Source organism: Catellatospora coxensis, assembly GCF_016862635.1.
In the GTDB taxonomy this organism is placed as follows: domain Bacteria; phylum Actinomycetota; class Actinomycetes; order Mycobacteriales; family Micromonosporaceae; genus Catellatospora; species Catellatospora coxensis.
Genome location: NZ_BONI01000053.1, coordinates 47,832 through 69,114 on the forward strand (window position 1 = coordinate 47,832; position 21,283 = coordinate 69,114).

The 21,283-nt window shown below is 71.8% G+C and carries 17 protein-coding genes and 1 pseudogene; 5 read left to right on the top strand and 13 right to left on the bottom strand.

Going from position 1 to position 21,283, the window contains the following annotated elements; all coding sequences use genetic code 11:
- Positions 1 to 29: 29 nt before the first annotated feature.
- A complete protein-coding gene (locus tag Cco03nite_RS27540; RefSeq protein ID WP_203695169.1) occupies positions 30 to 542 on the top strand; it encodes a winged helix-turn-helix domain-containing protein in 513 nt (170 codons plus the stop codon).
- A gap of 78 nt (positions 543 to 620) precedes the next feature.
- On the opposite strand, the gene Cco03nite_RS27545 is transcribed toward Cco03nite_RS27540, so the two are convergent.
- Entirely contained in the window at positions 621 to 4,970 is a 4,350-nt protein-coding gene (locus Cco03nite_RS27545) for a S8 family serine peptidase (protein WP_239167706.1), read from the bottom strand.
- A 335-nt stretch (positions 4,971 to 5,305) separates the two neighbouring features.
- Here Cco03nite_RS27545 and Cco03nite_RS27550 point away from each other — a divergent pair, with 335 nt between their 5' ends.
- On the top strand, positions 5,306 to 5,833 hold the full coding sequence (locus tag Cco03nite_RS27550; protein WP_239167707.1) for a winged helix-turn-helix domain-containing protein: 528 nt from the start codon (positions 5,306 to 5,308) through the stop codon (positions 5,831 to 5,833).
- A gap of 140 nt (positions 5,834 to 5,973) precedes the next feature.
- Here Cco03nite_RS27550 and Cco03nite_RS27555 read toward each other — a convergent pair whose 3' ends face one another.
- The 6 genes and pseudogenes from Cco03nite_RS27555 to Cco03nite_RS27580 all read right to left on the bottom strand — a co-directional run bounded on the left by Cco03nite_RS27555 (position 5,974) and on the right by Cco03nite_RS27580 (position 11,351).
- Positions 5,974 to 7,305 (bottom strand): YibE/F family protein, encoded by a 1,332-nt coding sequence (locus Cco03nite_RS27555; protein WP_239167708.1) that lies wholly within the window; start codon positions 7,303 to 7,305, stop codon positions 5,974 to 5,976.
- 155 nt (positions 7,306 to 7,460) lie between these two features.
- Positions 7,461 to 7,637: pseudogene (locus Cco03nite_RS27560) on the bottom strand (low molecular weight phosphatase family protein); the annotation flags it as partial.
- A gap of 27 nt (positions 7,638 to 7,664) precedes the next feature.
- Positions 7,665 to 8,477, bottom strand: a complete 813-nt coding sequence (locus tag Cco03nite_RS27565) for a hypothetical protein (protein ID WP_203695173.1) — start codon at positions 8,475 to 8,477, stop codon at positions 7,665 to 7,667.
- A gap of 69 nt (positions 8,478 to 8,546) precedes the next feature.
- Positions 8,547 to 9,242: an NADPH-dependent F420 reductase gene (locus tag Cco03nite_RS27570; protein ID WP_203695175.1), complete on the bottom strand. Its 696-nt coding sequence runs from the start codon at positions 9,240 to 9,242 to the stop codon at positions 8,547 to 8,549.
- A gap of 35 nt (positions 9,243 to 9,277) precedes the next feature.
- Complete coding sequence (locus tag Cco03nite_RS27575) at positions 9,278 to 10,309, bottom strand: LLM class flavin-dependent oxidoreductase (protein WP_203695177.1); 1,032 nt, start codon at positions 10,307 to 10,309, stop codon at positions 9,278 to 9,280.
- Entirely contained in the window at positions 10,302 to 11,351 is a 1,050-nt protein-coding gene (locus tag Cco03nite_RS27580) for an LLM class flavin-dependent oxidoreductase (RefSeq protein ID WP_203695178.1), read from the bottom strand. The genes Cco03nite_RS27575 and Cco03nite_RS27580 overlap by 8 nt, the downstream gene beginning before the upstream one ends.
- 89 nt (positions 11,352 to 11,440) lie before the next feature.
- Between Cco03nite_RS27580 and Cco03nite_RS27585 the strand changes: the two genes are divergently transcribed.
- Entirely contained in the window at positions 11,441 to 11,956 is a 516-nt protein-coding gene (locus Cco03nite_RS27585; RefSeq protein ID WP_203695181.1) for a MarR family winged helix-turn-helix transcriptional regulator, read from the top strand.
- A 49-nt stretch (positions 11,957 to 12,005) separates the two neighbouring features.
- Here Cco03nite_RS27585 and Cco03nite_RS27590 read toward each other — a convergent pair whose 3' ends face one another.
- The 3 genes from Cco03nite_RS27590 to Cco03nite_RS27600 form a co-directional block, all read right to left on the bottom strand.
- Positions 12,006 to 12,404, bottom strand: a complete 399-nt coding sequence (locus Cco03nite_RS27590; RefSeq protein WP_203695183.1) for a DUF948 domain-containing protein — start codon at positions 12,402 to 12,404, stop codon at positions 12,006 to 12,008.
- A gap of 6 nt (positions 12,405 to 12,410) precedes the next feature.
- Positions 12,411 to 12,773 (bottom strand): hypothetical protein, encoded by a 363-nt coding sequence (locus tag Cco03nite_RS27595; protein ID WP_203695185.1) that lies wholly within the window; start codon positions 12,771 to 12,773, stop codon positions 12,411 to 12,413.
- A 71-nt stretch (positions 12,774 to 12,844) separates the two neighbouring features.
- The gene (locus Cco03nite_RS27600) at positions 12,845 to 15,220 is read right to left on the bottom strand and encodes an MMPL family transporter (RefSeq protein ID WP_203695187.1); all 2,376 of its coding nucleotides are present in this window, start codon (positions 15,218 to 15,220) and stop codon (positions 12,845 to 12,847) included.
- Positions 15,221 to 15,474: 254 nt separating this feature from the next.
- Here Cco03nite_RS27600 and Cco03nite_RS27605 point away from each other — a divergent pair, with 254 nt between their 5' ends.
- The gene (locus Cco03nite_RS27605; RefSeq protein WP_203695189.1) at positions 15,475 to 16,473 is read left to right on the top strand and encodes a YihY/virulence factor BrkB family protein; all 999 of its coding nucleotides are present in this window, start codon (positions 15,475 to 15,477) and stop codon (positions 16,471 to 16,473) included.
- A 62-nt stretch (positions 16,474 to 16,535) separates the two neighbouring features.
- Here Cco03nite_RS27605 and Cco03nite_RS27610 read toward each other — a convergent pair whose 3' ends face one another.
- From Cco03nite_RS27610 to Cco03nite_RS27620, 3 genes are all read right to left on the bottom strand, one after another.
- Positions 16,536 to 18,047: a protein kinase domain-containing protein gene (locus Cco03nite_RS27610; protein WP_203695191.1), complete on the bottom strand. Its 1,512-nt coding sequence runs from the start codon at positions 18,045 to 18,047 to the stop codon at positions 16,536 to 16,538.
- 72 nt (positions 18,048 to 18,119) lie between these two features.
- On the bottom strand, positions 18,120 to 18,317 hold the full coding sequence (locus Cco03nite_RS27615) for a hypothetical protein (RefSeq protein ID WP_203695193.1): 198 nt from the start codon (positions 18,315 to 18,317) through the stop codon (positions 18,120 to 18,122).
- A 137-nt stretch (positions 18,318 to 18,454) separates the two neighbouring features.
- A complete protein-coding gene (locus Cco03nite_RS27620; protein ID WP_203695195.1) occupies positions 18,455 to 19,891 on the bottom strand; it encodes an RICIN domain-containing protein in 1,437 nt (478 codons plus the stop codon).
- A gap of 268 nt (positions 19,892 to 20,159) precedes the next feature.
- On the opposite strand from Cco03nite_RS27620, the gene Cco03nite_RS27625 reads away from it, so the two are divergent.
- Positions 20,160 to 21,257: a substrate-binding domain-containing protein gene (locus tag Cco03nite_RS27625; protein ID WP_239167709.1), complete on the top strand. Its 1,098-nt coding sequence runs from the start codon at positions 20,160 to 20,162 to the stop codon at positions 21,255 to 21,257.
- Positions 21,258 to 21,283: the final 26 nt, after the last annotated feature.

A 21,283-nucleotide genomic window follows, 5' to 3' on the forward strand; every position in this document is an offset into this window, starting at 1 on the left:
ATCGATGGGAAGTGGGGAGGTGTCGGGAGATGCGGGGAATCCCGGTCGGCTCCCTGGTCATCGGCATCGCGTCATCACCTGCCGAGCGCCGCCACCTGGCCCGGCTGCTCGGCGGCAGCGCCGGCTTGCTGATCGTGTCGAGCGTCGAGCAGGCTCGGGACTTCCTCGGCGTCGCCGGGCCGCCGCCCGTCGCCGCGGTCGCTTCCCCGCCCCCGCCGGCGACCGCCCGGGTTCCCGAACGCCCGCAGCCGCCGCCGGCCGACCTGGCCGTCGACTCCGACCGCCGGGTGCTGCGCTGGCGCGACCGGGAGGTCGCCCTCACCCGCCTGGAGCACGACGTCCTGCTCTGCCTGGCCGACGTGCCCGGCCAGGTCTGGACCTACGAGCGGCTGCACCTGGAGGTGTGGGGCAACAAGCACCTGGGCCGGGGCTCCGACCTGCACTCGGTGGTGCGGCGGCTGCGCCGCAAACTCGCCCGGCTGAACGCGGCGGTGACCGTCCACGCGGTCCGCGGCGTCGGCTTCCGGCTCGCCCCGGTCTGACCGGCCCGGCCGCCCCGGACATGGTCCGGCCCGCCCGGTCGGAGGACCGGGCGGGCCGGATCAGCTAGCGGTCAGCCGTCAACACCGGATGGGAGACAGGGCGAAGTCCTCCACCGTGGGTGTGCTGGTGTTGATCCTCGTCTGGCGGGTCTGGGGCTTCCAGCCGTCCTTGGCGACGATCAGCGTCAGCGGGTTGTTGCGGCGGTCCATCCAGTAGGCGTACCTACCCTGGGCGTCGGTCGCGAACGTCCACGAGTTGGCCCACGAGTCGACCTGGACCACCGCGCCGACGATCGGCGCGCTCACGCCCTGGCAGCTGGTACCGGTGACGGTGCCCAGCAGCTTGCCCCAGGTCTTCGGCGGTGTCACGGTCATCGTGACGGCCACCGGAGCCACCGTGTACGGCGTGTTCTCCTTGATCCCGACCGAGGCGGTGTACGTGCCCGGCTGGTCCACGTTGGCCGACATGGCGACGGTCACGGTGACCTTCGCCCCCGGCGCCAGCGTGACGGCGGTCTTGTCGATCGTCATCCAGCTGACGTCGGCGGCCGCCTCGGCGCAGCCTTCGAGACCCGGCAGCACCTCGCTGTCCGGCATCGCGCTGAAGTTGCCCGACGAACCACCGATCTTGTAGAAGCCGCACGCCGCGCCGCCGCGGTACCGGGCGGTGTTGGCGTTGGGCAGGTTCGACCACGAGTTCGCGGCCGGGTCGTAGGCGAAGCCGGCGTTGCTGATGGCCCCGCCCAGCGAGCCGCCGACGACCAGCAGCTTGCCGCTGGCGACGGCGAACGAGCTGGCCCAGTTGTCGGTCGGCGCGTCGGCGATCGCCGTCCAGCTGTCGGCGCCCGGGTCGTAGGCGTAGCTCGCCTTCTGCGCGGCGCTTCCGTCGTTGCCGCCGGTGCAGTAGACCGTGCCGTCGATCCCGCCGCAGGAGGCGAACGCCACCGACTTCGGGTAGTCGGCGACCGCCGCCCAGCTGTCGGTGGCGGGGTCGTAGCGGACCACGTCGTTCGACATCGGGGTGCAGCTGGCGGTGGTGCAGCCGCCGATGGCGTACAGCTTGCCGTCGGCGACCGCCTGCCCGGCCGCGGCGCGCGGCGCGGGGTTGTCGGCCTTCTCCGTCCAGGTGTTCGCCACCGGGTCGTACGACCAGGTGCTGCCGTCGGGGCCGGAGTCACCCCAGCCGCCGGTGGCGATGATCTTCCCGCCGAGGACGCCCACGGCCATGGCGTTGCGGGCCCCGGGCAGGTCGGCGATCGGCGTCCAGGTCTGGGCCACGGGGTCGTAGACGAAGTTCTTCGTCGACGAGTCCGTGCCGTTGCCGCCCGCGATCGAGTACACCTTGCCGTCGAGGCTGACGACCCGGTTGTCCATCACGTTGGCCGGGTAGTCGGCGATGTCGGTCCACGGCTCGGCCTGCGGGCCGACCGCGGGCGACGCCACGTTGGCCGACTTGCCCGTCGATGCCTTCGCCGCGAACGACGTCGGCGTGTTGAGCCGCTGCTCCGGCGCTCCGGCGCTGCCGAGGACCTCCTGGCGGGTCGTCTTCGAACCGTCGGCCCGCAGCAGCTCGAAGCCGCCCTCGCGCTCGCTGAACTCGACCGCGACCGGCGCGCCGCCGCTGTTGGTCACCGTGAACGTCTTGCCGGCCTTGCCGGTGGGCATCTGCACGGTCGCGCTCACCTTGGCCGGCTGCACGGTGAGGCGTCCGGCCGCGAGCACGAAGTTCGCCGCGGTCGCCCAGTCGGACTGCACGGTGACCTGCTTGCTCAGGCTGACGTAGTTGCCGGCCCGCGCGGTGAACTTGTGCGCGCCGGTCAGCGACGAGTACATCCAGTAGAAGCCGTCGGGCAGCTCCGGGTCGTCCGGGGTCGCCACGGTGGTGGCCTTCTCGGCGGGCTTGTCGTCACTGGTGACGGTCGCGCCGTTGATGTACGAGTTGTCGTTCTTGTCGCGCACGTGCCCGAGCACCAGCCCGCCGGGGACCGGGGCGCAGGTGACCTGGCTGCCGATCAGCACGTTGTCGACCGCCCACCACCACTCGTACGACGCGTCGTAGTAGTGGAAGCGGACCTGGACCTGCGACTGGCCCGCGGCCTGCGGGATCGGGATCTCAGTGGTCCGCGGACCGCGGAAGTCGGCGGCCTGCCGCAGCAGGTTCGTCCAGGTCGCGCCGCCGTCGAGGCTGAGGTCGACGTCGGCCCGGTCGGAGCCGAGCTGGTTGAAGTCCTGGTTGAACCGGATGACCGGGGCGGTGACCGCGGTCAGGTTGACCACCGGGCTGACCAGCGAGCTGTCCTGCGCGCCGCCGAGTCCGTAGTCGTCGCTGTCGATGATCGCGAAGCCGCCGCTGCCACCGGTGAGGTTGCCCCGGTTGCCGTCGTCGGTGAACTTCCAGACCTGGCCGTTGCCCTTGTTGTCGACCACGGACCAGCCCGCCGGCACGGTCGTGCCGTCGAAGGTCTCGTACTCGCCGTCGGAGCCGTAGGCGTAGCCGGGCGCGGTGGTGCAGCTGTCGGCCTTCACCGGCACGGCGACGTTGGCCACGACGTTGCCGGTGCCGACGACGACCTCCTTGGTGACCGTCTGGTAGCCCGGGTACTGCGGCTCGACCTTCAGGCTGTACGTCGCCCCGGCCGGCAGCCGGAGGGCGTAGCGCCCGTTGACCGGGGTGGTGTGGTCGTAGACGCCGGACGGGCCCTCGACGGTGACCTTCGCGTACAGCGGCCAGCCGTGCCCGGAGCCGTCGGTGACCGAGCCGGTGACGTCGACGCTGGGGACAGGGCTCAGCGCGACGTCGACCGTGGTGGTCGCGCCGTCGGTGATCGTCGCCGAGCGCGTCGTGCCGGTGTACCCGAACAGCGCCACGGCGACCTGGTAGGCGCCGACCGGCAGCAGGGTGGAGAACCTGCCGTCGGCCCCGGTGCTCACCTCGCGGTCGACCGAGCCGGTGATGGTCACCGTCGCACCCGCGAGCGGGCTGCCGGTCGTGGCGTCGGTGACGGTGCCGGCCAGCGTGCCGGTGTCGCCGATCGGCGCGGCGTTGAGCAGCGCCAGCGCGTCCAGGCGGCCCTCGCCGTAGACGTTGTTGTCGGCGGCGGTGCCGCCGCACTGGCTGTCGGCCTTGTCGACCGCCGAGCCGTTGAGCAGGGCGCGGGTCGCGTCGATGTCGCCGACCAGGGCCGGGGCCGCCGACCACAGCAGCGCGATGGCGCCCGCGAGGTGCGGGGCGGCCATCGAGGTGCCGCTGATGCTCGCGTAGCCGTCGTCGGGCACGCTGGACCGCACGTTCACGCCGGGCGCGGAGATGTTCGGCTTGATCTCGCCGTTCTGGCCCGCGCCGCGGGAGGAGAACCCGGCGATGTTGTTGTTCACGTCGTACGCGCCGGTCGAGTAGTTGCTGACCAGGCTGCCCGGCGACCCGCTGGTCTGGCAGCCGGAGCCGTTGTTGCCGTTGGACCAGGTGCCGAAGATGCCCGACGCGGCCCAGGCCAGCGTCACGTCCTCCATGAACGGGTCGTTGGACGGCAGCTCGGTGCCCCAGGAGTTGTTGATGATGTTGGGCCGCTTGCTCGCGTCGGGGTTCAGGCCGTTCAGGTCGGTCGGCTCCAGCATCCACTCGCCGGAGGTGATCAGCGCGGCGTCGCTGGGGCAGCAGCCGTTCGCGGCGATCCACTTGACGTTCGGCGCGACGCCGATCTGGTTCGCGCCGTCGGCGCCGGCCATGGTGCCCATGGTGTGCGTGCCGTGGCCGTCGTCGTCGCACGGCGTGTCACAGGTGTTGGCCGCGTTGAACCAGTTGTAGTCGTGGTCGAACGTGCCGTCGCCGTTGTTGCCCCGGTAGGAGGCGACCAGCGCCGGGTGGTCGAACTGGACCCCGGTGTCGATGTTGGCGATGGTGATGCCCTCGCCCTTGACGCCGTACTGCGCCCAGACGTCGTCGGCGTTGATGTTCGCGATGCCCCACTCCAGGGCGTTCACGGTCTGCTCGTCGGCGCCCTTGGTGGTCTCGGGCACCTGGTAGACGATCGGGGCGTAGAGGCCCTCGACCTCGGCGTGGGCGGCGTACTTCTGCGCCATGGCCAGGGAGCCGCTGCTCACCTTGATGGCGTTGGTCGCCCAGAACGTCTGGTACTTCACGCCCGCGGCGTCGAGGTCGGCGCGCACCTTCTGCTGGCTCTCGGCGGCGGTCTTGCGCAGGGCCTGGGCGACCGCGGTGCCGCGCTCGGCCCAGTCCTTGACGGCCTTGGCCTTGCTGAGGTCGGCGCGGTCGCCGAACCGGATCCAGAAGTCTCCCTCGCTCTTGGCCTGGAGCTGCTTGGCGAGCTCCGGCCGGATCTTGTCGGCCGCGGCCTGCGCGGCCTGTGCGGCCGAGCCGGTGCCGACCAGCCCGGTCGCGGCGAGCACGGCCGCCGCTCCGGCGCTCACCAGTTTCCTGGTGGCACTGGTTCTCCATTGTGGACGTCTGAACATCGGTGCTGCCTCCCTCAGAACGACCCCGATTGAAACGAGCCAAAGTGAGGGTGCGGGGGCGTCCCGGTTCGATGGAGCCGATCCGACGACTCCCTCGGTGACACCCCCATACACCGCGCGGGTCACGCCGGTTGCCCGTTTGGACACTATGATCGAGCAGAAAGGACGATCAATAACTTGCCGTGAGCAACTTGTCGCTAACGGTTGCCAGGTTGGCGGCGAATTTGCCAATCACTGTCAGGACCATGACGAGAGCTGGTCAGCATGCTCACCACATTCGGGCGGTTGCCGTGATCGAGGAACAGAAGACCGAGTCGGCAGTGTCCGATCCGGACAGTGAGCCGTTCCCCCTGCTGATCGCGGTCGCGCCGTCGCCCGCCGAGCGGATCCGGCTCGCCGAACGCCTGGACGGCATCGCGCCGATCCTGCTGGTGGCCGACCTCGACGAGCTGCGCCGGCTGATCGCGGCCCCGCAGCAGCGTGCCGAGGCAGCGCCCGCCGCGGGCGACGGCTCCCTGGTCATCGACTCGGCGAGGTCCACGGCCCGCTGCCGCAATCGCGAGGTCGACCTGACCCGGCTGGAACTCGACCTGCTGACCTGCCTGACCACCGAGCCCGTGCGGATCTGGAGCTACGCCGAGCTGCACCGCGCGGTGTGGCGCGACGAGGGCCTGGAACGCAAGGCGGACGTCCAGTCGGTGGTCAAGCGGCTCCGGCACAAGCTGCGCCAGCTCGGCACGGGCGCCACCATCGACGCGGTACGGGGCGTCGGCCTGCGGCTGACCGACCGCCGGCAGCCACGGATCGGGCGTGCCTGATTCATGCCCGAAACAGGCACCTGTTCGGCAGCGCGGCAGCCGCGGACGGCAGCACCGGCACTGCCATCGACACGTCCGAATGCCGACACCCTGCCCACCCCGTATCCCGGCGGTAGCGGCAGGGCTTCGGCGATCGCAGCTCAGCCGTGGTCGTGCCGGACCGGTGCCGGGTGCCGGAACGCGTCCGCCTCCGGCGGCAGCCCCCAGGCCTGCTCAAGCGCGTCGGCTTGACGAGGCCGGGTGCGTCGCGGCGTCGCGGCTTTGCCCTCGCTCCGGCTGCTGACGAGGGCCGCCAGCGCCGTCGTGATCGGCACCGCGGAGATCAGCCCGATCGTGCCGACCACGGAGCGCACGATCTCCTGCGCCAGGAACTCGTTGGTCAGCATCTCCCCCAGCGGCGCGCCGCCCGCGGTGAGCAGCAGCAGCGTCGGCAACGACGCGCCGGCGTACGCCAGCACGATGGTGTTGATGACCGACGTGATGTGCGCGCGGCCGACCCGCGACGCCGCCCGGTACAGGCCGCCGAAGCCCAGGTTCGGGTTCGCGTTGGCGAGTTCGGCGACCGTGTACGCCTGAGTGACGGTGACGTCGTCGAGCACGCCGAGCGCGCCGATGAGGATGCCCGCCAGCAGCAGGCCCGGCATGTTGATGTCGGCGTTGACGAACGTGACGTACAGCGACTCCTCGCTGGCCATGCCGGTCAGGTGCAGCAGCGACACGGACAGCGCCGACAGGCCACCGGTCAGCGCCAGGGCGGTCAGCGTGCCCAGCACGGCCATCGACGTGGGCGCGTTGAAGCCGTGGGTCAGGTAGAGCACCACCAGCATGATCAACGACGAGCCGACGATGGCGACCAGCAGCGGCGAGCTGCCCTGCAGGATGGCGGGGACCACGAACATCAGCAGCACGGCGAACGTGAACGCCAGCCCGGCCAGCGCCGACACGCCGCGCCAGCGGCCGAACGCGATCACCGCGCCGACGAACGCCAGCACCAGCGCCCACAGCCCGTCGGTGCGGTCGTGGTCCGCGATATCGTACTTGATCACGCCGTCCTGCTCGAACGACTCGGTCTCCATCACGACGACCTTGTCACCGGCCTCGACCTCGGGCGCACCCGGACCCGACGGGATCGAGGTGGTGACCACCTTGCCGTCGGCGAGCCGCACCACGACGTCACCGCATACCGGCGGGGCCTTCTGCTCGGGGGTCTGGGCGGGCGGCTCGGCGGCGTCGGCACAGTCGATGATCCGTACGGACGCCACGACGCCGTCGTGGTTGACGGCCCCGGTCCACGGCTCGGTCTTGAGGTCGCCGGGCCACAGCAGGAACAGCCCGACCAGGGTTAGCACGGCGGCGGGGATCAGCGCGGCCAGGGTCAGCCGGGTGGCCCGCCGGGACACCGGGACCGGGGCGTGGGAGTGCGCGTGCCCGGCGTGGCCGTCGGCGGTGTCGTGGTCGTGGGCTCGGCTCACCGGATGCTCCTCGGCGGTGGTCGACGCCGCAGCACCCGGGGGTCGGTGGCACGGTGGCGTCGCTGGCAGCGTCCGGCGAAGTGTAGTCGCTGCTCCGGCCGTCCCTGACGGTGAGCCGCGCCGGGCCGTCGCAGCCCGGCAGCCTCCGGACCGCTTCAGCGGTCAGCGGCCACCAGGTCGTCGAGCAGGGCCTTGACCCTGTCGCGGATCTCGTCGCGGATCGGGCGTACGGCGTCGATGCCCTGCCCGGCGGGGTCGTCGAGCTTCCAGTCCTCGTGGCGCTGGCCCGGAAAGTACGGGCACACGTCACCGCAGCCCATCGTGATGACCACGCGCATGCGCCGTCGCGGCGATCTGCCTCACGCTGGCCGCGACGCCGACAGGGTGACCGCATCGAGATCGGCGAACAGTTCGCGTGGCACCTCACCGCCGACACGCTCGGCGAGCGCGACCCAGAACCGGCGGCCGCAGACCCATGCGGTGGCGATGGCCTCGCCGACGGCACCGGCCTCGGCCGCGGTGACGGTCCGGCGGAGCGGATCGACCAGCTCGACGCCGAGGTCGAACTCCGCCCGGCGGGACGGTGTCAGCCAGTGTCCGGTCCTGCCCTCGGCCAGGCGCGCCATCCACAGCAGGTAGCGCTGGGCGTGCGACAGGGCGTCGACGGCGCGCAGCAGTTCGCCGCGCTGCGCCACGTGGTACGCCAGGACGAGCCAGTTGGCGAAGCGTCCGCACAGCTCGTCGATCTCTTTCGCGCTGGTCGGCAGATGAGGACGAGCGGGCAGCGCGTCCAAGGCCTGCCGCAGCGCGCCGGTGCGGTCGAGCACGATCATGCGGTCGGTCGGGGCACTGCGGGCGGGCCACCCGGCGACGGAGGCGATGTCGTCGGCCGTCGCGAAGTGGAACTCGCCGCGGATCAGGTCCGGGAAGAACACCACGTGGGAACCGAACTCGTTCACCACCACGTGGCGAACGGAGCCGACCCGGTCGAGCCAGGCGCGGTGGTCGAGCGCTGGGGCGTGGTTCCCGCCGAAGAACAGCCAGAACTCGACATCGCTGTGCGCGTCGGCCTCGCCTTGTGCGAAGGAGCCGTACGTGAGCGCGGCGACGAGGTGCTCATCGGCCTGGCAGAGTTCCCGTACGCGGGCGATCAGATGTTCTTGGGGCAGCACCGGCTGACCCTAGCCGCCTTGACACCATCTCGGCCGCCCGATTTCAGAGCCCTGTTCGGTGGCGAGCGACTACCCCCGTGCCAGGGCGACGGCGCGGCCGCGTTCCGATTGCGGGAAGCGGTCGAGCCGGGCCCGGACCTCGGCGGCGTCGACGTCGGCGCCGAACAGTTCGGTGCCCGGCTCGAACCGGATGCCCTCGGCCAGCGGACCGGCCACCACCGGGTCGAAGCCGAGCGCGTCGATCAGCGCGGCGACCGCGGCGACGTCGGCGGCGCCGTCCCCGGCGATCGCGACGGCGGTCCGTCCCGCCTGCCCGGTGGCACGCGCCTGGTCCTCGATGTCGTGGTAGCCGACGTGGTTGAACGCCTTCACGACGCGAGCCCCGGGCAGGTACGCCTGCACGGTCTCGCTGGACGAGGTACGCGGGTCGGTGAGGTCGTCCCGGATGCCGTCGACCTCCCACCAGTAGTTCATGGCGTCGACGACGAGCTTGCCGCGCAGCGTGTCCGCGTCGAGGCTGCGGTACTTGCCCAGTGGCAGGGCCAGCACGACGGTGTCGGCGCGGACGGCCGCGTCGCGGGCGGTGACGGCGGCCGCGCCGGGCACGAGCACCTCGACGGTGAGCGCGATCTTGGCCGGGTCCCCCGACCCGGCGATGAGCACCCGGTATCCGGCGGCCACGGCGAGCCGCCCGAGGACGGTGCCCAGCTTGCCCGCGCCGAGGATGCCGAGGGTCCGCGGACCGTCCGGGGCGATGTCGTTCATCTCGTGTCCTTCGGGGTCGATGCCGTGCCGGCGGGTCAGGCGGCGAGCAGGTCGCGGACCATGGGGATGACCTTCGTGCCGTACAGCTCGACGGCCCGCAGGCGGGCGCTCACCGGCTGCGCGCCCGCGGTGTAGATGAGGTCGAACCGGCCGACGCCCAGCGTGCGGACCGTCTGGGCGATCTTGCGAGCGACCGTGTCCGGTGAGCCGATGTACAGCGACCCGTGCTCGACCTCGGCGTCGAACTCGGCGCGGCGGATCGGCGGCCAGCCCCGCAGCGCGCCGATCCGGTCGCGGATGACCCGGTAGTGCGGCCAGAAGATCTCCTTGGCCTGCTCGTCGGTGTCGGCGACGAAGCCGGGCGAGTGCATGCCGACCGGGTACGCGGTGGTGCCGAGCTGCTCGGCCGCGCGCCGGTACAGCTCGATGTAGGGGGCGAAGCGGCCGGGCTGCCCGCCGATGATCGCGAGCATGAGCGGGAGTCCGTGGCGCGCGGTGCGCACCACCGACTGCGGCGAGCCGCCGACGCCGACCCAGGTGCGCAGCCGGCCGGACTCGGTCTTCGGGAACACGTCGGCGTCGCGCAGCGGGGCGCGCACGGTGCCGCTCCAGGTGACCGGCTGCTCGTCGAGCAGCTTCACGAACAGGTCGATCTTCTCCTCGAACAGCACGTCGTAGTCGGCCAGGTCGTAGCCGAACAGCGGGAACGACTCGGTGAACGAGCCGCGCCCGAGGATGACCTCGGCGCGGCCGTTCGACAGCGCGTCGACGGTGGCGAAGCGCTGGAACACCCGGACCGGGTCGTCGGAGCTGAGCACGGTCACCCCGGAGCCGAGGCGGATGCGCTTGGTACGGGTGGCGATCCCGGCCAGCACGGTCTCGGGCGTCGACACCGAGTACTCCGGCCGGTGGTGCTCGCCGACGGCCAGGGCGTCGACGCCGAGGTCGTCGGCGAGCACCGCCTCGTCGACGACCTGCCGGATCGCGGCGGCGTAGGAGACCGGCCGGCCGGCGTCGTCGTCCGGCACGTCGCCGAAGGTGTCGAGGCCGAACACGAGGTCAGACATGGGCGGGCTCCTTCGCGAGCAGTTCGCGTACCCGCGGGGCGACCTCGCTGCCGAACAGCTCGATGCTGCGGGCGCGGGCGGCTCGGGGCAGGCGCATGATGTCGTACTTGAGGTCGAAGCGGCTGAGCCGCAGGTCACGGGCCATCATCGCGATCTTGCGGGCGACCGTGTCGGGCGAGCCGACGAACAGCGCGCCTTCGGCCAGCTCGGCGGCGTAGCGTTCGCGGGTCGGCGCGTAGAAGCCGCGCTCGCGGGCGAGCTGGGTGACGACCGGCTGCCAGTACCGCCACCAGGTCTCCACGGCTTCTTCGTCGGTGTCGGCGACCAGGCCGAGCGAGTGCTGCGCGATGGGCAGCGGGGCGTGCCCGAACTTCTCCAGCGCGCGCAGGTACAGCTCGACGTTGCCGGCGAAGCGCTGCGGGCGGCCGCCGATGATCGCCATCATGAGCGGCAGCCCGTAGCGGGCGGCGCGCACCACCGAGTCGGGGCTGCCGCCGACGCCGATCCAGGTGGGGATGCCGCCTTCGGGCATCCGCGGGTGCAGCCGCTGCCCGGTCAGCGGGGTGCGTACGCTGCCCGACCAGGTGACCGCGTCCTCCCGCTGCAGGCGCATGAACAGATCGAGCTTCTCCTCGAACAGGCGCTCGTAGTCGGCGAGGTCGTAGCCGAACAGCGGGAACGACTCGGTCGCCGAGGCCCGGCCGAGCACGAGCTGGGCCCGGCCGCCGGACACCGCGTCCAGCGTCGCGAACTCGTGGTACAGCCGGACGGGGTCGTTCGTGCTCAGCACGGTGACCGAGGTGCCCAGCCGGATCCGCTCGGTGGCCCGGGCGATCGCGGCGAGCAGCACGGGCGTCGCCGAGTCGGTGAAACCCTCCCGGTAGTGCTCGCCGACGCTGAACACGTCGAGCCCGACGGAGTCGGCGAGCTGCGCCTCCTCGACGATCAGCCGCAGGGTCTCGGCGTCGCTCAGCAGCCGGTCGCCGTCGGTGGCGACCTCGCCGAACGAGTTGAGGCCCAGTGCGAAGCCTTCGGTCGTCATGCTCTCCCCCTGCCCCACCGCGCTCCGCACGGCTGATTGACATGTCAATTAGTAGCTCCGGTATGATTGACATGTCAATTGGAGGCGGGATGACCCACGACACACCTCGGCCGCGCCGGACACGCCGGCTGCCGACCACCGAGGAGCTGCGCATCTGGCGCGACTTCATCGAGACGGCGGAGGTGTTGCGGTCCGCGCTCACCGCGCGCCTGCAGAGCGAGTCGTCGCTGTCGTCAGGCGACTACGCGGTCCTGCTCGCCCTCAGCGAGGCCGACGGCCACCGGATGCGCTCCTCGGAACTCGCGGCGCACATCGACTGGGAGCGCAGCCGCCTCTCGCACCACCTGGGCCGGATGGAGCGGCGCGACCTGATCCGCCGCGAGGAGTGCGCCGCCGACAGCCGCGGCGCGGAGATCGTGCTGACGGCCACCGGCCTGCGGTCGTTCCGGCAGTCGACGGTGCCGCACCTGCGTGCCATACGCGAGCTGTTCGTGGACGCGCTCAGCCACGACCAGCTCGTCGCGGCCGGCGACCTCGCCGCCACGCTCCGGGCCCACCTCGCCGCCTCCGGCAGGCAGCGCCCCGCGCCCGCGAAGACCGGCTGACCCGCCGACGGGCGTGGCCGGGCCCGAGTGCCGGGCCCGGCCGTTCACGTCACTGGCGGTGGTTGCGCGCGGCGAGCGCCCGCCGGATGCCGAAGGCCAGCGTGGCCGCCTTGCCGACCGGCGTCGCCGACGCGCCGGTGATCGCGTCGGCGACCTTGGCGATGTTCGCCGCCGCCGACGACAGCGGCCCGGTGACCGCGTCGACGCGGACGAGCTGGACGTTGATGCCGTCCAACGTGGTCTGCACCTGCCCGACGGTGGTGTTCACCTCGCCGACGGTGTTGTTGACGTTGTCCAGCAGCGGGCCCGTCTTGGCGGTCACCTCACGGATCATGTCGGTGGTCGCGTCGACGGTGCGCCGCAGCCGCAGGATGGGCACCGCGAGCACCAGCACGAGCATCGCGAAGGCTCCCGCGGCGACCAGTGCCGCGATCTCCGTACCGGACATCGGCGGCTACTTCTTCGTCCCGGCCGAGCTGCGGCCCAGCAACCAGCCGACCAGGAACACCGCCGCGCCGGTCGCCCACGGGGTGGGATTGCGGCGGATGTTGTCCAGCAGGCCCCGCCCGGCGGCCTCCCACTCGTCGGCCGTACGCGGCAGGCGGTCGTTGACCGCGGTGAGCGCCTCGGCGGCCGCGTCCTTGGCCACCACCGCGGTGTGGGCGACGTTGGCCTTGAGCTCGCCCGCGCCGGCGGCCAGCGCGTGCCCGGTGTCGATCGCGGCCTGCTTCGCCTCGGCGGCCTTCTCGGCCACGGCCGCCCCGGCCGTGTTCAGCGCGTCCTGCGCGCTGGCGATGGCGTCGTCCTTGCTTGGCATGTCATCTCCCCAAAATGGTGTGTGGTGTTGGCTGGCCGATACCCGCTCGCGCGCCGCATATGCCACCGCGGTCATTCGGTCGGCGCTGCCGCGACCGGCGCATCGCGTGGCACCGGCCCGGTTCTGGTCGGCGCGTCATCAGGCCCCGGCTCGGTGCTGTTCGGCGCGTCATCGGGCACCGTCTCGGCAGGCTGCCGGCGCCTTTGCGAGAAGCGGCCGAACAGCCGCCGTCCGGGCCATTCGCTGGCCGATCCGAGCACCGTCAGCAGCGCCGGGGCGAGGATCGACCGGACGATGAACGCGTCGATGAGGATGCCGACCGCCAGCGCGAACGCGAGTTCCCGGAACGGGCGCAGCGGCACCATGGCGAGCAGGCCGAAGCTGACCGCCAGGGTGAACGCGGCGATGCGGATCGCGTGCGCCGACTGCGGCAGCGTGATGGCGAGCGCCTCGCGCAGCGGCCGGCCCCGGGCCTCCTTCCAGGCGGGGCCGATGCCGAAGATGTTGTAGTCCGAGCCCAGCGCCACCAGCAGCACCGCGGCGGCGAACGGCACGTAGAAGGTCAGGCCGTCGGCGTGCAGGACGTCCTGGAACAGCCAGGTGGTCAGGCCGAGCGTGGCGCCGATGGCGAGCACGCTGCAGGCGAGCAGGCCGATGGGGGCCACCAGCGCGCGCAGGAACAGCATGAGGAACAGCAGGTTGGCCGCGAGCGCCGCGAGCGCGATCCGGCCCAGATCCTGTTCGGTCTGCTCGACGATGAGCTGCGCGATGGCGGTGTCGCCGCCGAGGCTGGTCTGCACGTCCGTCAGCCCGGCCGACCGCACCAGACCGGGCAGGTCCTGCTGCAGCCGGGACAGGGTCTGCACGGCGCGGGCGCCCAGCGGTTCGTCGGCCAGGATCACCAGGTATCGCGCGGCGGTGCCGTCGGCCGCGCGGAACACGTGCAGATCCTGCGGGATCGCGTCGTCGGCTGGGCCGAGCACGGCGGCCACCCCGGGCACCTTCCGCAGCGCCTCCTGCAGGCCGGCGAGCTCCTTCTCCCGGGAGCCCACTCCCTGCCCCTCGACTAGCACCTCGGTCGGCGAGAGGATGCCCTCGGCGAAACCCTGCTGCGCCTGCATGGCGGCCTGGCGGGTCGGATGGTCGGCGGGCAGCGCCTCCACGAACGACACCCCGAGTGCGAGGTCGCGTACCGGAAGGGCCGCTGTGATCAGCCCGGCGACGCACAGCAGCAGCACCGGGACGGCGACCACGGGCCGGGTCAGCAGCCGCGACCACCGCCCGCTGCCGACCTCGGGCTCCGCGCGCTCCACCGCGGCGTCCCGGCCACGGCGCGGCGACCACAGCACCGCCCGGCCCAGGATGGCCAGCAGCGCCGGCACCAGGGTGACCGACACCAGCATGCCGATCAGCACGGCCAACGCCATGCCCGGCCCGAACGCGCGGAACGCCGCCGAGCCGGCCACCACCAGCGCACCGGTGCCGGCCGCGGCGGTCGCCCCGGCGGTGGCGATGATCGGGGTGAACCGGGCCGTGGCGGTCTCGGCCGCTTCCAGCCGGTGCGCGCCCGCGGCGAGCTGGGTGCGCGCCGCGGCCAGGTAGAACACGACGTAGTCGGTGACCACGCCGAGCAGCAGCGCCACCAGCAACGGCTGGGTCTCCTGCGGCACCGGCACGCCCAGCCGCTCGGCGAGCGCGCCGCCCACGTGCAGGGTCAGCAGGATCGCGACCCCGGCCACGCCCAGGGCCAGCAGCGGCGCGATCAGCGACCGGAACGCGACCGCGACGATGATGAACACCGCGGCGACGGTGACGGCCTCCAGCCAGGGCAGCGTCGACAGGACGAGGTCGCCCTGCTCCACCCGGGCCGGGACCGATCCGGTCACCCCCACGACGGCGTCGTCGGCGTCGTAGTGCGCGGCGACGAACTTCTCGGCGGCGGCCAGCTGGCCGGCGAAGCTGACGTCCGGGGCGGTGAACAGCATGGTGATGACGGTGGTGCCGTTCTCCTGCGAGCCCGGCAGAAGCTGCAGCGTGTTGGTCACCGGCACCGCGGCGAGGATGGGCGCGGCGTCGGGATACTCGCCCTGCGTCACGGCGCGGGCGCGGGCGACGGCCTCGGCCTGGACCGACAGCGGCAGCCCGTCGGGGTTGCGCTGCACCACGGAGACCCGGCTCAGCAGCGGGAAGCCGAACTTCTCGAACGAGCGGACCTCGCTGCGCACCGCGGCGTTGTCGGTGGCCACGAGCTGGCCCAGGTCGCTGCCCCCGTGGCCGATGGCCGGCAGGTAAAGCACCGACGCCGCGACCGCGGCGATCCACATCGCCACGACGACCCAGCGCAGCCACACCACGGAGATCGCGTAGTACTCCAGCAGGCGACTCGGCCGCCAGCGGCTGCGGACCGGCATCTCCTCGCCCGACGGCTGCGCCGCTGTCCCGCTCACGAGTGCACCCGCCCGGTGACGATGGGGTCCGACTGCCTCATCCGCATGGTGTTTCCTCCTGTGGCGACACCTGTCGAACCGCCACGCGCAGCCCGCTGGGGGCCGTTTCCCGCGAAGCGGTTCGGCAGGGTGGGATTTCGTGAGTCGGGTACCCGGCCGACCGCGCGGCAAACGGCGACACCCGCGGTCGCGCACCGGCGTCGGGCGCGGCAGGGGCGCGTTAGCGGCGACGCTGCGGGCGGTATGGCAGGGACATGACCCCCGATGAACCCCGCCCGGCGAATGCCGTGGCCGCGCCACCGCCGGACGCCGGCCCGCGCAGTCCCACCCAGCTCAGCCTGAAGTCGTGGTGGCAGGTGCTGCGCCGGACCGCCAAGGAGTTCGACACGGACAGCCTGCAGGTGTGGGCCGCCGCCCTGACCTACTACGGGGTGCTGTCGCTGTTTCCCGGCATCCTGGTGCTGGCGGCGGCCGTGGGACTGTTCGACGACCGGCTGGTCGACGACGTGCTCGACGACGTCACCCCGATCATGCCGACCGCGGTGCGGGAGGTCTTCACGGCCGCGCTGGACAACGTGCAGGCCAACGACAGCAAGGCGGGCCTGGCCGCGGTCATCGGCCTGGCGGTGGCGATGTGGTCGGCGTCAGGCTACGTGGACGCGTTCATGCAGGCGTCCAACGCGATCTACGACGTGCCCGAGGGGCGGCCGCTGTGGAAGCGGCTGCCGATCCGGCTCGCGGTGACCCTGGCGACCGGCGCGCTGCTGGTGGCCAGCGTGCTCATCGTCGTGGTCAGCGGGCGGCTGGCCGAGGCGCTCGGCGGTGTGCTCGGCCTGTCCGGGCCGGTGGTGACGGCCTGGCAGATCGGCAAGTGGCCGCTGCTGGTCGCCCTCGTCGCGCTGCTGTTCGCGATCCTGTACTGGGCCTCGCCCAACGCGCGGCAGGGCGGCTTCCGGTGGATCAGCCCCGGCGGGTTCGTCGCCGTCGTGCTGTGGATCGCCGCGTCGGTCGGCTTCGGCTTCTACGTGACCCACTTCGGTTCGTACGCCGAGACCTACGGCAGCCTCGGCGGCATCATCGTGTTCCTGGTCTGGCTGTGGATCTCGAACCTGGCGATCCTGTTCGGAGCCGAGCTCGACGCCGAACTCGAACGCCAGCGCGCCATCGCCGCGGGCCACCCCGCCGACAGAGAGCCCTACCTGCAGGTCCGGGACAGTTCCGCGCTCGACCACGACGACAAGCAGCATCTCTGACCGGCACCCGTGCGCGGTGGCCGCGACCGGTCCGGTGAACACGTCCGGAACCCGGTCGCGGCCTAGTGCTTCGGCTTCTTCGACGGCTTCGGTTTGCCGCCGTGCGGCTCGGGCTCGGCGGCGGGGCGGTGTGCTTCCGGGGTCGACTGGACCACGGCCGGTGGCGGCGCGCTGCTGATCACGTCCACATTGCTCTGGCAGGTGGTGCCGTCCAGGACGAACCGGTCGGGCAGGCCGGACGACGCCGTCGCCGTGCCCGCGAGCGCGACGGCCGCCGGGCTGCCCGCGACGAGGTCGGTGCGGCCGGTGACGACGGCTCGCAGGCCGTCCTGGCGGACCTCCTCCGGGCGGACTCCGCCGACCCGCCAGCCGTCGGGAACCGTGAAGGTGAGCTGCCACCGCTGCGGGCGGCGGCCTGTCGTGCCGACGGCGAGCGATGCGGTGTAGCCGGTTCCGGCCGTGTGGATCTGCAGGCTGACGTGGCAGGCCTGCGGCGGCGGGGGTGTCTGGGTCGCGTCGGCGACGTCCGGGCCCGCGTTCAGCACCAGCACACCCACCAGGCCGGTGACGGCGAGCGCCCCGGCCGACAGTCCCGCGCGGCGGCGTCGGGGCATGGTCCGCACGGCGGCGGCCACCCGGCCGGCCACGCCGGTGACCGGGTTCGGGTCCCGGCGGGTCAGCTCGGCGGGCAGCGCCAGCAGGCGCGTGTGCGTCTCCCCGTCGGCCTCCTGTGCCAGGCGAGGCCCCGGCACGTTCCACTCCTCCAGGCCGGCGACCAGCTCGGCGGCGGTGGGCCGGTCGGCGGGATTCTTGGCGAGGCAGCTCAGGCACAATTCCCTGATCGCCGCGGGCATGTCCGGCACCGGTGGCAGCACGTCCGGCGGGCTGAACACGTGCTGGTGCAGCCGGCGTGTGGGGGTGGTGGGTTCCCACGGCAGGTGTCCCGACAGGCACCGGTACATGACCATGCCGAGCGAGTAGACGTCGCTGGCCGGGGTCACCGCGGTGCGCCCGGTGACCCGTTCCGGGGCGATGTAGTCGACGGTCCCGACCAGCTCGTCGTCCGCGCCGTCGTCGAACCCGGCGAGCACGCAGATGCCGAAGTCGAGCACCTTGACCCCGGCCGTGGTCAGCATGATGTTGGCGGGCGTGACGTCGCGGTGCACGATGCCGCGCTCGTGGGCGGCGGCCAGGGCCGCGGCGACCTGCGCGGTGACCGATACGGCCGGCTGCCAGCCGAGTCCGGAGGAGGCGTCCCGCAGTGCCTGGCGCAGGGTGACGCCGTCCACCAGCTCCATCACCAGGTACGGCTGCTCGTGGCCGTCGAGCCGCTGCTGACCGTAGTCGTAGACGCTGGTGATGCGCGGATGGCTCAGGCCCGCGACGGCGAGCGCCTCGGCTCGCAGCAGGCGAAGGTTGTCCGGCTGCGCGACCAGCCGCGGTGAGAGCATCTTGACCGCGACGGTACGGTGCAGGACCTGGTCGTAGGCGCGCCACACGACCGCCATGCCACCGGCGCCGATGCGCTCGACGAGACGGTAGCGCTCGCCGAGCACCACGGGTTGATCTGTCACCTCGCTGATCTACCCGGCGACTCGTCTCGTTAACGTCGACCGGACGTCACGGATGTCGGCGGCCTGGCTTGATCAGGCGAAACCGCCGCCGGCCGAGTCGGCGCCGAGGCTGGCCGCGGCCTGGATCTGGCGGGCGTTCACCGCGGCTTCGCACGGTGCCGGATCGCCGCAGTTCGCGCAGGATTGGTCGTCGACGGAGACGGGATGGTGGGTGCGCAGGAGCTCGGTGGCCGTACTGACCACGACGCTGTCGGCGTCGAACAGATACACGGGGGCCCCTCAGTCTCGAGCCTGTCGCATGACGGCTGTTGCCGAGGGATAACCGCCCGCTCTGACGCCTAAACATGTCCACGTCGGACGCGCCGGGCCGAGCGCCCGCCGTGCATGGGCGCCCGACCCGGCGTGGTTCACGCGGTGACGCGGCTCCATTGCTGGTTGTTGCCGGTGCCGCAGGTGTACTGCTGGATGTCGGCCCCGTCGCCGGTGCCGGAGCTGACGACGTCGAGGCACTTGCCGCTGTGCCTGGCGACGATGCGGAAATAACTGCCGGTGGCCTGCCACTGCCACTGCTGGTTGGTACCGCTGCCGCAGGTGTACTGGATGACGTTGGCCCCGTCGGCCGTCGACGCGCTGGCCACGTCCAGGCACTTGCCGCTGTTCTGGTTGACGATGCGGAAGTACCCGCCGCCCGCGTCGGCGAACTCCCACCTCTGGTTGCCGCCGCCGTTCCAGGTCCACTGCTTGACCTCGGCGTTGTTGGCCGTCGACTGGTTCACGACGTCGATCACCCTGCCGCTGTTGCGGTTGGTCACCCGGTAGTACGGCGGCGCGACGCCGGTGACGGTGCCCGCGGCCGCGTCGATGGTGACCGACGGATACCAGCTCAGGCTCATCGTCGTGGCGCTCGGGAAGGCGATCGGCAGCCAGACGTACTGGGAGTCGCCGACCGGCCCGCCCCACGCGCCCGCCCAGCGGTCACCCATGTACAGGTAGCTGGTCGTCGCCGTGCCCTGGATCGTCAGCACGAACGTCGACTGCGACCGGAACGTCGTCGAGTCGCCGACGTTCGTCCAGCCGCTCCACGGGCCGGTGATGCTCGACGCGGTCGCGTACTTGGCCTGGTTCGGCGACCAGCCGGTCAGCCCCGAGGTGATCAGGAAGTAGGTGCTGCCCCGCTTGAACAGCGCGGGCGCCTCCCGGGCCGCGTCGTTCCAGAAGTTGCCGACCAGCGACTGGATGCCCAGGTAGTCCGCCGTGAGCCGGTAGATGTGCAGGTCGCGGTTCTCGTCGGCGGCCGAGATCATGTACGCCGTGCCGTTGTCGTTGTAGATGGTGATGTCCCGGGACATGTGCCCGAGCGGCCGGAAGCTGCCCTGGTAGGTGTAGGCGCCGTCGACGGTGTCCCCGACCGCGACCGCCGCCCGCGCCTCGCCGTAGTCCGAGCCGTTCTCCTTGTGCATCCACATCACGTACTTGCCGGTGGAGGCGTTGTAGATCACCTTCGGGCGCTCGATGTTCGCGACGTTGAGCTCGGCCGCCGACGACTGGGTCAGCACGTTGTTGCGGAATTCCCAGTTGCGCAGGTCGGTGGAGCGGTAGACCGCGACCGCCTTGAAGGTGTTGTTCGCGTTGCGGCTCTCCCCGAACCAGTAGTAGTAGGCGCCGACCTTGAGAACCCCGCCGCCGTGCGCGTGTACGACGTTGCCACTGGTGTCGGTGAACTGGGTGCCGTTGGTGACGGTGACGGGTGCGGCATGCGCCGGCAGGACCGCCACGCCGAGCGACGCCACGATCGCGGCCACGGCGACCGCCGTCAGGGCCGCGAGCCGTCCACTCCTTCTCATCTGCCGTCCTTTCTGTCGGGGAAGCGGTGACATGTCGGTGACATCTTCGTAATAGGCCACGTCCGGTTTCCCCACAGTTCGGTGGCAGTCGTTCACAGACGCACACAAACGAACAGCGCGAACTTTGTCGATGTTTTCGGGGAAAGATCTGTTACGGTCAGGACCGCTCGACAAGCTGACAGATGCCGGCAGGCACCGGTCGGCGCCGCCTGGTCGCGCACTCCGCCGGGGCGACCCGGGCCGACCCATCCGGCGCAGGAGGCGCCCCATGACGACGCAGCGACTCTTCGGCGTCCAGCGGCAGGAACTGCTCCTCGACGAGTTGCGCCGGCACGGCGCCGTGCGGGTGCGTGACCTCGCCCGCGAGCTGGCCGTCAGCGAGCTCACCATCCGCCGCGACATCGACGCGCTGGCCAGGCGCAACCTGGTGACGAAGGTGCACGGCGGCGCGACCCTGCCCACCCCGATCAGCCGCGCGAACCGGCCCCGGCAGGCGCGCGACCTGTTCACCATCGGCATGGTCGTGCCGTCGCTCGACTTCTACTGGCCGCTCATCGTCAGCGGGGCACGCGCGGCCGCGGCCGCCCTCGGGGTGAACCTGCAGCTGCGCGGGTCGAGCTACGAGCCCGACGAGGACCGCCGCCAGATCAGCCGGCTGGTCGAGGCCGGCCAGGTCCAGGGTCTGCTGCTCGCGCCGAGCCTGGAGGGTGGGCGGGCGCATGAGATGGTCGACTGGATCGGGCACCTGCCGGTGCCGACGATCCTGGTGGAGCGCCAGCCCGACCGGTGGACCTCGACGCCGCGGCAGATCGAGTGCGTACGCAGCGATCACTCGCTGGGCATGGAGATGGCCGTGCACCACCTGCACCAGCACGGGCACCGGCGGATCGCGCTGCTGCTGTCCAAGGGCAGCCCCACCTCGGCGTACCTGCTGCAGGGCTGGCGGATCGCCTGTGCCGACCTGGGCATCTCCGACGCCATCGTGGTACGCGAATCGGTCGCGCTGACCACGCCCGGTCACCGGCAGATCATCCACAACGTGCTCGGCGAGTGCCGCCGCGCCCAGGTCACCGCACTCATCGTGCACAGCGACCCCGACGCGATCTCGGTCGCCCAGTACTGCGCGGAGAAGGGCGTCAGCATCCCCGACGACCTCGCCATGGTCTCCTACGACGACGAGGTGGCCCACCTCGCCGAGCCCTCGCTGTCGGCGGTCCGTCCGGCGAAGACCCACGTCGGCCGGGTCGCGGTGGAGCTGATGGTGTCCCGGCTGCTCGACGGCGAGCGCCGCCCCTCCCAGCGCGTGCTCATCGCGCCGGAACTGTTCGTCCGCCGCTCCTCCCTCACCCGCAGCCGCCCCCGCTGAAAAGCGAAGGAAGGGCACCTTCTTAA

Bases quoted from the DNA above. Each gene is read 5' to 3' on its own strand.
- Cco03nite_RS27540 (WP_203695169.1), top strand. From the start codon at position 30: ATGCGGGGAATCCCGGTCGGCTCCCTGGTCATCGGCATCGCGTCATCA.
- Cco03nite_RS27570 (WP_203695175.1), bottom strand. From the start codon at position 9,242: ATGAACGACATCGCCCCGGACGGTCCGCGGACCCTCGGCATCCTCGGC.
- Cco03nite_RS27575 (WP_203695177.1), bottom strand. From the start codon at position 10,309: ATGTCTGACCTCGTGTTCGGCCTCGACACCTTCGGCGACGTGCCGGAC.
- Cco03nite_RS27580 (WP_203695178.1), bottom strand. From the start codon at position 11,351: ATGACGACCGAAGGCTTCGCACTGGGCCTCAACTCGTTCGGCGAGGTC.
- Cco03nite_RS27585 (WP_203695181.1), top strand. From the start codon at position 11,441: ATGACCCACGACACACCTCGGCCGCGCCGGACACGCCGGCTGCCGACC.
- Cco03nite_RS27590 (WP_203695183.1), bottom strand. From the start codon at position 12,404: ATGTCCGGTACGGAGATCGCGGCACTGGTCGCCGCGGGAGCCTTCGCG.
- Cco03nite_RS27595 (WP_203695185.1), bottom strand. From the start codon at position 12,773: ATGCCAAGCAAGGACGACGCCATCGCCAGCGCGCAGGACGCGCTGAAC.
- Cco03nite_RS27605 (WP_203695189.1), top strand. From the start codon at position 15,475: ATGACCCCCGATGAACCCCGCCCGGCGAATGCCGTGGCCGCGCCACCG.
- Cco03nite_RS27620 (WP_203695195.1), bottom strand. From the start codon at position 19,891: ATGAGAAGGAGTGGACGGCTCGCGGCCCTGACGGCGGTCGCCGTGGCC.
- Cco03nite_RS27625 (WP_239167709.1), top strand. From the start codon at position 20,160: ATGACGACGCAGCGACTCTTCGGCGTCCAGCGGCAGGAACTGCTCCTC.